This is a genomic window from Polaromonas sp. SP1 (genome assembly GCF_003711205.1).
Taxonomy (GTDB): Bacteria; Pseudomonadota; Gammaproteobacteria; order Burkholderiales; family Burkholderiaceae_C; genus Polaromonas.
Genome location: NZ_CP031013.1, coordinates 2,076,954 through 2,088,668, shown reverse-complemented (window position 1 = coordinate 2,088,668; position 11,715 = coordinate 2,076,954). Strand labels below are relative to the sequence as shown.

The following is an 11,715-nucleotide window of genomic DNA, read 5'->3' as shown; positions in this document are numbered from 1 at the left end:
TCGCCTCGATATCAAATTCACTATTCGATAAATTCGAAAGATGAGACACGACGCATGGACCGGATCGACGCACTGAGGATGTTCATGGAAACCGCGGAAGCCGGAAGCTTTTCGCAGGTGGCGCGGCAACGCGCGATTGCCACCTCCACCGTCACGCTGGCGATCAACCAGCTGGAAGAGGAGGTTGGTGCGCGGCTGATGGTCCGCTCCACCCGGCGCCTGGTTTTCACGCATGAGGGCGAAAGGCTGCTGGCCGACGCGCGCCGCCTGGTGTCCGACTGGGACGCCGCCATGTCGGGGCTGCGGCAGGAAGGGCCGCTGACCGGGCCGATCCGCGTGACCGCCTCGCATGACTTTGGCCGCTCGAAACTGCGCGCCTGCCTGGACGCGTTTCAGGCCGGCCATCCCGGCATTCACATCAGCCTGATGCTGAACGACAGCAACCTGGACCTGATGGACGAGCAGATCGACCTGGCGCTGCGCAACGGGCCCCTGCCCGACTCCAGCCTGCGTGCCCGCCTGCTGCTGCGAAACGAACGGCTGGTGTGCGCCTCACCCGCCTACTGGGCCCGGGCCGGAAAGCCTGTGCACCCCAAAGACCTGGCCGACCACAACTGCCTGGTGCTGGCGCGGCCGGGGGCGCCCCTGGTCGCCTGGCCGTTTCGCGAGGGTTCGAAGCCCTTCAGCATCAAGGTCTCCGGCGACCGGCAGGTGGATGACGGCAGCATCCTGCGTGACTGGGCGTTGGCCGGCGTCGGCATCGCCTTCAAGAACCGCCTGGACATCCAGCATGAGCTGCAGGCCGGCACGCTGGAGACGGCGCTCGAAAACTATGTGGTGGGGCCCAGCGACCTCTATGCGGTGCACCCCGGCGGCCTGCCCAGCCGGCGTGTTCTGGCGTTGGTGGATTTTCTGGCGCAATCGCTGGCGGATCCGGGCTGACTTCGGCCGTTATCGGGCCTCCGCAGCCATTTCGAGGCCGGGCTTCGACACCTCCAGGGTGGCGAGCACCGTCTCCCGGACCGCGGCCAGTTGCTCATCGTTCAGGAACGCCGTTCCCTGCACCGGAAAAAACTGCAAGGACTTCAGCCCTACGCAGCCCAAGGCAGCCGTCAGGTAAGGCGTCAGGAAGTCGGGCTGGTTGGCGCGCGCACCGGTGAATGAGCCGCCGGAGGCGATGCCGACGTACACCGGCTTGTCTTGCAGCAGGCCGATCTTCTCGCCGGTGGCGGACATGCCGATGGTGCGGCCTACCCGCAGGAGCTGGTCGATCCAGGCCTTGAACACCGAAGGCACGGTGAAGTTGTTCATCGGGGTGCCGATGACCAGCACATCGGCGGCCTCCACTTCCCGGATCAAGGTTTCCGACAGGCGCATGGCTCCTTTCGCTTCTCCGGCAGATAGCGTCGCCGGCGACGAAAGCGCCCAGGCGTAGTCGGCCTCCGGGTGGGCAATGGGCTCGCGGCCCAGGTCACGGTGCGTGACATGTGCATCAGGGTCCATGGCCAGAAGCCGCTCAACGAGGGCTGCCGAAAGTTTCCGGCTTTGTGACTCAGCCCTCGGGCTGCAGTCGATACGCAAAATTTTCATACCAGCTTCTCCAGCCCCTTATTGCCGCATGCCGATGGCCAGGCGGTTGAAGCCGCTCATCAGGGCAATGGCAAAACACAGGTCGGATATTTCGACCTCGCTGAAAAGCGCCTTGAGCGGCTCATAGTCTTCATCCGGCGCATGCGTCTTGTCCACATGGGTCAGTGATTCCGTCCACGCCAGTGCGGCACGTTCGCGCTCGCTGAAATGATCCGACACACGCCAGCCGGCCAGGCTGTCCAGCTTGGCGTCCGCCATGCCGCCGGCGCGCAGCGCTTTCGAATGCATCTCCAGGCAAAAGGAGCAGCCATTGATCTGCGACATGCGCAGCCAGGCCAGCTCGATCAGCTGCTTGCCGAGGGGGCTGCTTTCGAGGGCCTTTTTGGTGGCGCCCAAGCCTTGGTAGGCTGCGGGAGAAAGGGTGTGATAAGGCAAACGTTTGGGCATGCTCATAAAAATCTCCAGTCAAATTCAGTCAAAAAATAAAACGCGGTTTATGTGGTCTGTGTGTTCTGTGTGTTCTGTGTGGTTTATGTGGCCTGCAACGCCTGGCGGAAATGCATTCCCACGGCCAGCAGGCCCTGGCGGAAATAAAAGCGCTGGCCCAGCGCGTTTGCCAGCCCGGTGTCGAGAACAAGGTTGGCGCAGCCTTGCTGCAGCGCCTCTTCGCGCACAGCCTCGATCAAGGCAGCGCCCAGGCCGCAGCGGCGGGCTTCGGCAGTCGCCACCAGGTCGTCGACATACAGAAAGCGCCCGTAGATCAGGTTCTCCTGGAGGCGGTAGCCGGCCAGGCCCTTGACCTCGCCGCCTTGCCAGCCGGCCAGCAGGCGATAGCCCTGTGCGGCCTGGCGGCGTACCTGCGCGGCAAATGCGGTTGCGTCAGTGAGGTGCGGACGCAGCTCGCGCATGACGTTGAAACTGGCCTGATAGTCCTGGTCGCCGTCGATCAGGCGCAATTGAAAAGTGCTCATGTGAATCCTTGTCGAACTTCCTTGTCGAACCTTCTTGGTCAACAGGCTTCACTGTAGGAAAATAATGTCCTATGGCATAGGTGCAAGAATTGACTAGATTCATGGGACATCTACAACACCGGAGACATCGCTGATGGACTTGCAGGACCTCCAACCCAGCCGCGAGCAGGACGCTGCGATCTATTTGCAGCTGTACCGCCGTTTCCGCGAGTCGATCGCCAGTGGCAAGCTGCGCCCCGGGGACCGCGTACCCTCCGTGCGCAGCCTTGCCAGCGAGCTGAACCTGGCACGGGGCACGGTCGAAAAGGCCTACCAGATCCTGGTGAGCGAAGGTTATTTCGTCGCCAACGGCGCTGCGGGAACCGTCGTCTCCCCGCGGCTGGGAAACCTGGCGGAGCCGGGCCGCGCCAAGGCGCCTGCGCTGCCTGCCGGCGCATCCACCCGCGAGCTGGACAAGGCCGGCAAGGTCCTGCCGTTTCAAATGGGCTTTCCGGCACTGGATGCGTTTCCGCGAAAGGTCTGGGCCCGCCTGGCCGGGCGCAGCCTGCGCACGCTGGAGACCGCGACGATGAGCTATCCGGATCCCTCCGGCTACGGGCCTTTGCGGCGCGCCATTGCCACCTACCTGGGCATCTCGCGCGGCATCACCTGTTCGCACGAGCAGGTCTTCGTCACCGCGGGCTACCGGGGCGCGCTCGAACTCGTGCGCCACGCGCTGCTGCAAGCGGGAGACGTAGGCTGGTACGAAGACCCGGGCTACATCCTCGCGCGGCAGTTCCTCGAACATTCCGGCCTGCGCCTGGAGCCGGTGCCTGTCGATGACGAAGGCTTGAACGTGCGTGCCGGCCAGCAACGCGCCGCCGATGCGCGCTTTGTAGTGGTGACGCCCACGCACCAAAGCCCGATGGGCTCTGCGCTGTCGCTGCCGCGGCGGCTGGAGTTGCTGGACTGGGCGCGGCGCAGCCAGGCCTGGATCATCGAAGACGACTACGACAGCGAGTTCCGCTACCACGGCCGGCCCTTGCCCGCACTCAAAAGCCTGGACCGTGATGGGCGGGTGGTCTACACCGGCACCTTCAGCAAGGTGCTGTTCCCGGGTTTGCGGCTGGCCTACCTGGTGGTGCCTGCGTCGCAGCTCGGCAAGTTCAGGGAGGCGGTGAATTACCTTCCCGGTCCCGGCTCCATATTGCCGCAGGCCATGGTGGCCAGCTTTATGGAACAGGGCCACTTTGCGCGGCATCTCAGCAAGATGCGAACCCTCTATGCAGAGCGGCGCGCTTACCTGGTGGAGGCACTGACGGCGACGCTCGGCGACGACCTGCATGTCCAGCACCAGGCGGGCGGCATCCAGGTGCTGACCTACCTCAACAAGCGCCACAGCGACAAAGCCGTGACAGCAGCCGCTGAAGCCAAAGGCCTGGCCGTCCAGGCATTGAGCGACTGGCGGATGCGCAAGTCATCGCAGGGTGGCTTGCTCATGGGCTTTGCCAACTTCGCGACGCCCGAACAAGCCGCGGCAGCGGTGCGGCGGCTCAAAGCGGTCATGGCCAGGCCCTGAGGCTGCCAGGGCAACGCGCCACATCCAGGCCTCTACGCGGCTACGCGGCTACGCGGCTACGCGGACCACCACCTTGCCGCTGTGGCGGCCCTGCAGCAGGTCCGACAGCACGGCGGGCGCATTCAGGAGGCCGTCCACCAAATGCTCCTGCGCCTTGACCTGCCCGCTGTTGACCCATTCATCCATTTCGCGGCGGAACCCGTCAAAGCGCTCGCCGTAGTGGTCAAGAATGATGAATCCCTGAACCCGCACACGCTTTTGCAGGATGGCGGCCAGGAAATGCGGCAACTGATTGGCGCCGGGTGAGTCTGCCGTGTCGTTGTAGTGCGCGACAAAGCCGCACACCGGCATGCGGGCGCCGATATTGAAAAGCGGAAGGACTGCCGACAACACATCACCGCCGACGTTTTCAAAGTACACGTCGATGCCCGCGGGGCACGCGGCCGCAAGCTGCGCCGCAAACATCGGCCCGTGCCGGTCAACGCAGGCATCAAAGCCCAGCTCGTCAACCGCTTGCCGGCACTTGCCGGCGCCGCCGGCGATGCCCACCACGCGGGCGCCTTTGCGTTTTGCGATCTGGCCGACCATGGCGCCCACCGCACCGGTGGCCGCGGCGACCACCACTGTTTCACCCGCCTTGGGCTGGCCGATGTCGAGCAGGCCGACATGCGCCGTGAAGCCCGGCATGCCGAGCGCGCCCAGCGCCAGCGACGGACGGGCCATGTTGCCGATGGCCTGCAGGCCGCTCCCATCGCTCACTGCGTAGTCCTGCCAGCCGGTGTTGGCGAGTACGAGATCACCCGCACGATAGGCGTGATGCTTTGAGTCGACGACACGGCTGACGGCGCCGCCCGGCATGGTGCCGCCCAGCGGAACGGGCGGTGCGTACCCGGGCCCGATTTCGTCCATCAGGTTGCGCATATACGGATCCAGCGACAGGAAAAGCGTTTGCAGCAGCACCTGGCCTTCGCCTGCGCGGGGCACGGGCTCCGTCACAAGATGGAAGTCGGACGCAACAGGCAGGCCGCGCGGGTGCGCTGCCAATGTGATGCGCCGGTTGGTGTTGACGTGGCTGTTCATGGAAGGGTTTGGAGGGGTCATGATGGCCTTCGCTCCTCAGCCGCGGCCCGAGGGCCCGCGCCGCCATGCCAGCAGGCCGCCCAGGGCCACGGCCACCAATGCAAATGCAGGAGCGCCCAGCGCGCCCGTCCAGTCGACCATGAGGCCGCCGGCGATGGCGCCCGTGGCAATGGCGATCTGGAACGCGGCCACCAGCAAGCCGCCTGCGGCCTCGGCCTGGTCGGGTGCGGCGCGCACGATCCAGGTCTGGAAGCCGACCGGGAATGCGCCGAACGCAAATCCCCATAGCGTCACAGCCACGGCCGCGACCACGGTGGAGCCGCCGCCCATGAGCAGTGCCGCCGCAAGCGCTGCAATCATGGCGCTGCCGGCAACGATGGCGTAGCGTTCACTGCGCTCCGCCAGCCATCCCCCCGCGAAGTTGCCGAAGAAGCCGCCAATGCCGTAGCCCAGCAGCACGGCAGAAATCGACGCCACGGAAAGTTTTGTCACGTCTTCCAGCACGGGCCGGATGTAGGTGAAGCCCGCGAAGTGGCCGCAAATTACCAGCAGCACCGCCAGCAGCGCAATGCGCACCGGCCCGCGCGTGAGCAGCTCGCGCAGGCCATTCAGGCTGGCCTGGTCGCGCGGCGGCAAGGCCGGCAACGCGACCAGTTGCACCACAAAGGCCAGCAAGCCGACAGCGCCTGCCGCGACAAACGCGCTGCGCCATCCCCATAAGTCGCCCATCCACGCGCCGATGGGCGCCGCGCAGACGGTGGCAATGGAGACGCCGGTTAACACCAGCGACATCGCGCGCGGGAACAAGCGCTCAGGCACCAGGCGCATGGTCAGTGCCGCCGCCATCGACCAGAACCCCCCGAGCGCGATGCCGAGCACCACACGCGCAAACAGCAGCACCGTGAGCGTGGCGGCTGTCGCCGCCAGCAGGTTGGACACAAGCAGAAGGGCCGTGAGTGCCAGCAGCACCCGCTTGCGGTCGAAGCGCGCCGTCAACAGCGGGATGCTCGGCGCGGCCACCGCACCGACCAATGCCGTGGCCGTGACGGCCTGACCCGCAGCGCCTGCCGTGACGTGGAGATCGGCCGCCATGGCCGTCAGCAGGCTGGCCGGCAGGAACTCCGCCGTGACCAGGCCAAACACACCGAGGGACAGTGAAGCGACCGCCGCCCAGCGAGCGGCCGCCTCGCCGGGCGGGTCGTTGGATGGGTTTACGCCTGCGGCCAGCGGATCCAGGCAAACAGAAGAGCAAGTAGATGACATGAAATGTGAAGCCTTGTTGGGGACAGGGTTGCCAGCTTAGGCCTAGCATCGACAGCTTTCCATGGCGAAAGAGCCGAAATGCTTGACGATTCCTCCAGAACTTTCACGCCCGTCGTTCAGCCGCCTCTGGCCGGAGGCGGCCTTCCCGCCGCGGGGCCCGACCCGCTCACCCAAATCCTGCTGGGCTTGCGCCTGGAAGGCGTCGAGTACGGCCGCTGCCTGATGCATGCGCCATGGGCCATTTCCTTTGCCGCGCAACCCTCCGCAAGGTTTCATTTTTTTGCCGGCGGGGATGGCTGGATGCACACACCGCAGTCCGGGTGGATGGAACTGAAGGCCGGTGATGCGGTGCTGCTGCCGCGCGGCACGGCCCACACCCTGGCCAGTTCGCCCGAGGTGCCGCCGGTAGCCCTCGCAACCTTTGAACGTGAGCGAATTGCAGACGATATTTATCTGTTGCGCGACGGAGCGCCCGCAGCACAAACACCGTCCCACGTCATGTTCTGCGGCAGCATGAAGTTCAACCTCGATCCCCTGCACCCCTTGCTCACCATGATGCCGGAGGTGATCCGTGCCGGCGACCTGGCCCAGCGCGACCCCGGCGTGCCCATGCTGCTCGATGCGATGGAGCGTGAAGCCTCGCTGAACCGCATCGGCGCCTGCGGCATCCTGGCCCGCATGGCCGACGTGCTCGCCGCGAGCATCATCCGCGCCTGGGTGGAATGCGCCTGCAGCAACTCGACCGGCTGGATCACGGCACTGCGTTCACCCGGCGTCGGCAAGGTGCTGGCCGCCATTCACGCATCGCCCGAGCAGGACTGGAGCGTGCCCGAGCTGGCAAACATCATGGGCGCATCGCGATCCAGTTTTGCCCAGGCCTTCAAGGAGTCGGTGGGCGAAAGCCCGGCCCGGTACGTCGCCCGCGTCCGCATGTTCCAGGCCCGCAGCTGGATTGCGCAGGACGGCATGCGCGTGACCACCGCCGCCGACCGGCTGGGTTTTGATTCCGAGGCTTCGTTCAGCCGGGCATTCAAGCGGGTGATTGGGCATCCGCCCAGCAAGGCGCGCAGCGCGATGTGAAGTCTTGCAGCGCTGACTGCCACGCAGGCTACTTTGCCGCCGCGCGAGCAGCTTCAGCCTTGCGCTTGGCTTCGTCAGCCTTTTGTTGAAGCTCCTGGGCTTCTTTCTCCGCTTCCTTGGCCTTGGCTTCTTTGTCGGAGTTGGTGCCGCCAGCCAGCGCATTGCCGGCCATGGTGCCGGCAACTGCACCCACGGCGACTGCGCCCATCGTGCCCATCAAGCCGGGTCCCCGGGCAGTGGGCGCAGCCGCAGCGGCCGGGGCTGCAGTGACGGCGGGCGCGGCAGCTGGCGCCGGCGCCTTTGCCGCTACGGGAGCGGCCGGGGCATTGCCGGCCCGGGCAGCCGGCATGGTTCTGCCGCCACTTCCCATCCGCTTGGCAAATGCAAGCGAAGGGACGGCCAGCGAAGCGATGGTCAGAGCGATCACAGAGGTGGTGGTGCGAAAAGAAGTGTTCACGAAGTTTCCTAAAGAAAAAAATTAAACAGGGGGGCGTCATAGCTGCCCGGCCGGGTCTTTGCTTCAATCGAAGATTTCACTGAGCCATGATTTGGGCTTGCGCCTGCCATAGCCGGTGTTGTGCCGGTAGTCCGAATCCTGAAAGTCGGGACGCCGCGCGGGTTGCTGGTAGGCCGGCTGCGGTGCCGGTGCGGCGGCCACGTCGCGCGCTATGAGCTTGTCCAGCTCACCGCGGTCCAGCCACACACCGCGGCATTGGGGGCAGTAATCAATTTCAACGCCTTGGCGTTCCGTCATGACCAGGGTGACGTCGTTGCAATGGGGACATTTCATGGGGTTCTCCTTGAATTAGTCGTTGTTGCCGCCAAAGCCGAAGAGGCTCAGCAGGCTGGTAAAAAGATTGAACAGCGAAACGAAGAGGCTTACCGTGGCCAGGACGTAATTGGTCTCGCCGCCGTTGACGATGCGGCTGGTTTCAAACAGGATCATTCCCGCCGAGAGCAACGCCACCACGGCCGACACGGCCAGCGCCAGTGCCGGCATCTGCAGGAACATCGCCGCCAGTCCCGCGAGAATCGCGATCACCATGCCGGCGAACAGGAAACCGCCCATGAAGCTGAAGTCGCGCCGTGTGGCCAATACCCAGCCGGACAAGGCCAGGAACGTCACGCCCGTCGTACCCAGCGCCAGTGCAATGGCCTGCGCTCCGCCCGGCAGGGCCAAATGCATCGCCAGCAAAGGGCCAAGCGTGTAGCCCATGAAGCCGGTGAGCGCGAAAACCGCCGGGACGGCCCAGCCGCTGTTCTGCACTTTATGGATGAGGAACAGCAAGCCGAAATATCCGGCGAGCGTAATGACCAACCCGGGGGCCGGCAGCTTGAGGAAGACACTCAACGCGGCCATCGCGGCGCTGAACAGCAAGGTCATGGAGAGCAGGGCGTAGGTGTTACGCAGCACCCTGTGCTTCGCAATGCCGGCGCCCCAGCCGGAGCCGGCGGTGTGGGATGGGAAAACCAATGGTCGATTCATGGTGTGCCTTTCTTGAATCGCAGAACATCTGCGGAGCCATACAGAATAGGGTTTCCATACACAAATAAAAAGCAGACAATTGTTGATCTACCATCCCGTAAAAACTGACCATGAGCCTCGCCTTCAACTACCGGCACCTGTACTACTTCTGGGTCGTTGCGAAGGAAGGCGGCATGTCGCATGCTGCAGCGCGGCTGGACATGGCGGTCCAGACCATCAGCGCCCAGGTGCGCGAACTTGAGCGGGACCTGGGATGCCAGCTCCTCAAACCTGCCGGGCGGGGCCTGGCGCTGACCGAAGCCGGAGACATTGCGCTGCGGCAGGCCGAGCAGATCTTCCAGCTGGGCGAGGCGCTACCTGAATTGGTGCGTAGCGCCGCCAAGGCCAAATCGGTTCGGTTGACGGTTGGCATTGCGGACGGCCTGCCCAAGCTGGTGGTGCAGCGCCTGCTTCAGCCGGTGCTGGGCACGCCCGACCTGAGGCTCATATGCCACGAAGGTGAAATGGCCGACCTCCTGGCCGACCTGGCCATGCACAGGCTGGATGTTGTGCTGTCCGATCACCCCGCACCGTTCAATCCCCATCTGAAGGTGCACAACCATTCCCTGGGCACTTCAGGCATGGGGTGGTATGCATCGCAGCGCTGGTGGAAGCTGGCTCAAAAAGACTTCCCCGCGTCATTGAGCAAGGTGCCTGTATTGCTGCCGACTTCACACTCCACCGTGCGCGGGCCGCTGGATCAGTGGTTGACCCAGCACGGGCTGCGGCCGCGCGTTGTTGGAGAGTTTGAAGACAGCGCCCTGCTGGAAACATTCGGCGGCAGTGGGCTGGGCGTTTTCCCAGCGGCGCTGTCAGTACAGGATGACCTCATGAAACGTCATCAGGTCAGGTTGCTGGGCCCTTGCGACGGTGTCGATGAGAACTACTACGCCATCAGCACAGAGCGCAAAGTAAAACACCTTGTGGTCCAGCAACTGTTCATTCCGCGCTGATGAGGTGAGCGCACCACAGGCCGGCGCGAGAAAGAACTACCCCAACAAGGCGCGGCCAACCCGGGAGTTCGATTCGCGGCCAAGCGCCTGGCTGATAAACCGGCCAGCCTCGGCAATTTTGCGCAGGTCGATGCCGGTTTCGTAGCCCATGCCGTGCAGGAGATAGATGACGTCCTCCGTTGCAACATTCCCGGACGCTCCCGCCGCGTAAGGACAGCCGCCCAGGCCGGCCACAGAACTGTCAAACACCCGAACACCCATCTCCAGCGAAGCCGCAATGTTCGCGATCGCCATGCCGTAGGTGTCGTGAAAATGCCCGGCCAGCCGACTGACAGGCACACGCCGGGCGCTTGCCTCCAGCATGGCGCGGACTTCGCGCGGCGTGCCGCGGCCTATGGTGTCCCCCAGCGATATCTCGTGGCAGCCCAACTCGTGCAGCAGCAACGCGACCCCGGCGACCTGTTCCGGATCGACCCGGCCTTCGTAAGGGCAACCCAGTACGCACGATACGTAGCCGCGCACCTTGATGTGGTGCGCGCGGGCCGTTTCCACTACCGACCGGAAACGCTCCAGGCTTTCGCGAATGGTGCAATTGATATTGCGGCGGGAGAACTGTTCCGACGCAGACGCAAAGACAGCGACCTCTTCGCATCCCGCTTCTATCGCTGACTCCAGTCCTTGCAGGTTCGGGGTCAGTGCGCTGTAATGAACGCCCGCCAGGCGCGGCAGGCGCTTCATCAAATCAGCGCTTCCGGCCATCTGCGGAACCCACTTCGCAGACACGAAGGAGGCCGACTCAATATGCCGGACACCGGCGTCCGCCAGGCGGGCAATCAATTCCAGCCGTGTCTCGAGATCAACGTTGACCGCTTCATTTTGCAACCCGTCGCGCGGCCCCACCTCAACGATCTTGATATGTTCCTTCACGCAAATTCCCCGTTCACCGCAGCACCGCGTCCATCATCTTCTGCATAAAACGTCAATGCTTGCCCAGGTAGGCTTCGCGCACAGCCGGGTCGTCCAGCATGGCGCGCGCATTGCCTGAGGACGTGAATTCCCCCGTCTTGAGTACATAAGCCCGGTCGGCGACCTTGAGCGCCTGGTTGGCCATCTGTTCGACCAGCAGGATCGTCACGCCGCTTTGCTTGAGCGTGCGGATCACGGCAAAGATTTCCTTCACGATGAGCGGCGCCAGCCCGAGCGAAGGCTCATCGAGCAACAACAGGCGCGGCCTGGCCATCAATGCGCGCGCAATCGCCAGCATCTGCTGCTCGCCGCCGCTCAGCGTGCCGGCCAGTTGCTGCTGGCGCTCACGCAAACGGGGGAACGTGGTGAACTGCGACGCAATGTCCTGCTCAATCCCCGGGTCAGACGCCTTGCGCAGGTAGGCGCCCAGCAGCAGGTTGTCGCGCACGCTCTGGTCGGCAAATACCTGCCGGCCTTCGGGCGACTGCGAGATGCCCAGTGCCACGCGTTGATGGGCCGGCAGGCGGGTGATGTCCTGCCCTTCAAATTCGATGCTGCCTGCGCTGGCGGGCTCCAGGCCCGAAATCGCTTTCATCAGCGTGCTCTTTCCAGCGCCGTTGCCCCCGATGATGGTGACGACTTCGCCGGCCTTCACTTCCAGGCTCACGCCCTTCAGGGCCTCAATCGCGCCGTAACGAACGGCCAGGTTTTTGATATGCAGCATGGTCG

The 11,715-nt window shown here is 64.4% G+C and carries 14 protein-coding genes; 4 read left to right on the top strand and 10 right to left on the bottom strand.

The window, feature by feature from the left end; all coding sequences use genetic code 11:
* The first annotated feature begins 54 nt into the window (after positions 1 to 54).
* Complete coding sequence (locus DT070_RS09860) at positions 55 to 942, top strand: LysR family transcriptional regulator (protein WP_122955235.1); 888 nt, start codon at positions 55 to 57, stop codon at positions 940 to 942.
* 9 nt (positions 943 to 951) lie between these two features.
* Here the strand turns inward: DT070_RS09860 and DT070_RS09855 are convergent, their stop codons facing one another.
* From DT070_RS09855 to DT070_RS09845, 3 genes are all read right to left on the bottom strand, one after another.
* Positions 952 to 1,590, bottom strand: coding sequence for an FMN-dependent NADH-azoreductase (locus DT070_RS09855; protein WP_122955234.1), 639 nt, complete (start codon positions 1,588 to 1,590; stop codon positions 952 to 954).
* An 18-nt stretch (positions 1,591 to 1,608) separates the two neighbouring features.
* On the bottom strand, positions 1,609 to 2,043 hold the full coding sequence (locus DT070_RS09850; protein ID WP_122955233.1) for a carboxymuconolactone decarboxylase family protein: 435 nt from the start codon (positions 2,041 to 2,043) through the stop codon (positions 1,609 to 1,611).
* Positions 2,044 to 2,120: 77 nt separating this feature from the next.
* Complete coding sequence (locus DT070_RS09845; protein ID WP_122955232.1) at positions 2,121 to 2,561, bottom strand: GNAT family N-acetyltransferase; 441 nt, start codon at positions 2,559 to 2,561, stop codon at positions 2,121 to 2,123.
* A 133-nt stretch (positions 2,562 to 2,694) separates the two neighbouring features.
* Here DT070_RS09845 and DT070_RS09840 point away from each other — a divergent pair, with 133 nt between their 5' ends.
* On the top strand, positions 2,695 to 4,119 hold the full coding sequence (locus DT070_RS09840) for a PLP-dependent aminotransferase family protein (RefSeq protein WP_122955231.1): 1,425 nt from the start codon (positions 2,695 to 2,697) through the stop codon (positions 4,117 to 4,119).
* A gap of 48 nt (positions 4,120 to 4,167) precedes the next feature.
* On the opposite strand, the gene DT070_RS09835 is transcribed toward DT070_RS09840, so the two are convergent.
* Both DT070_RS09835 and DT070_RS09830 read right to left on the bottom strand, forming a co-directional pair.
* Positions 4,168 to 5,199 carry an NADP-dependent oxidoreductase gene (locus tag DT070_RS09835; protein ID WP_122955230.1) on the bottom strand — a complete coding sequence of 344 codons (1,032 nt, stop codon included), beginning with the start codon at positions 5,197 to 5,199 and terminating at the stop codon, positions 4,168 to 4,170.
* Positions 5,200 to 5,235: 36 nt separating this feature from the next.
* Entirely contained in the window at positions 5,236 to 6,462 is a 1,227-nt protein-coding gene (locus tag DT070_RS09830; protein WP_122955229.1) for an MFS transporter, read from the bottom strand.
* A 78-nt stretch (positions 6,463 to 6,540) separates the two neighbouring features.
* Between DT070_RS09830 and DT070_RS09825 the strand changes: the two genes are divergently transcribed.
* Entirely contained in the window at positions 6,541 to 7,542 is a 1,002-nt protein-coding gene (locus tag DT070_RS09825) for an AraC family transcriptional regulator (RefSeq protein ID WP_122955228.1), read from the top strand.
* 28 nt (positions 7,543 to 7,570) lie between these two features.
* Here the strand turns inward: DT070_RS09825 and DT070_RS09820 are convergent, their stop codons facing one another.
* The 3 genes from DT070_RS09820 to DT070_RS09810 form a co-directional block, all read right to left on the bottom strand.
* Positions 7,571 to 7,999, bottom strand: coding sequence for an ABC transporter substrate-binding protein (locus DT070_RS09820; protein WP_122955227.1), 429 nt, complete (start codon positions 7,997 to 7,999; stop codon positions 7,571 to 7,573).
* Between the two features lie 63 nt (positions 8,000 to 8,062).
* Positions 8,063 to 8,332 carry a zf-TFIIB domain-containing protein gene (locus DT070_RS09815; RefSeq protein ID WP_122955226.1) on the bottom strand — a complete coding sequence of 90 codons (270 nt, stop codon included), beginning with the start codon at positions 8,330 to 8,332 and terminating at the stop codon, positions 8,063 to 8,065.
* Positions 8,333 to 8,347: 15 nt separating this feature from the next.
* A complete protein-coding gene (locus tag DT070_RS09810) occupies positions 8,348 to 9,028 on the bottom strand; it encodes a Bax inhibitor-1/YccA family protein (RefSeq protein ID WP_122955225.1) in 681 nt (226 codons plus the stop codon).
* A 110-nt stretch (positions 9,029 to 9,138) separates the two neighbouring features.
* Here DT070_RS09810 and DT070_RS09805 point away from each other — a divergent pair, with 110 nt between their 5' ends.
* On the top strand, positions 9,139 to 10,020 hold the full coding sequence (locus tag DT070_RS09805; protein WP_122955224.1) for a LysR family transcriptional regulator: 882 nt from the start codon (positions 9,139 to 9,141) through the stop codon (positions 10,018 to 10,020).
* A 36-nt stretch (positions 10,021 to 10,056) separates the two neighbouring features.
* On the opposite strand, the gene DT070_RS09800 is transcribed toward DT070_RS09805, so the two are convergent.
* Both DT070_RS09800 and DT070_RS09795 read right to left on the bottom strand, forming a co-directional pair.
* Positions 10,057 to 10,953: a hydroxymethylglutaryl-CoA lyase gene (locus DT070_RS09800; protein WP_164483806.1), complete on the bottom strand. Its 897-nt coding sequence runs from the start codon at positions 10,951 to 10,953 to the stop codon at positions 10,057 to 10,059.
* A 46-nt stretch (positions 10,954 to 10,999) separates the two neighbouring features.
* A complete protein-coding gene (locus DT070_RS09795) occupies positions 11,000 to 11,710 on the bottom strand; it encodes an ABC transporter ATP-binding protein (protein ID WP_122955222.1) in 711 nt (236 codons plus the stop codon).
* Between the last annotated feature and the right edge of the window lie 5 nt (positions 11,711 to 11,715).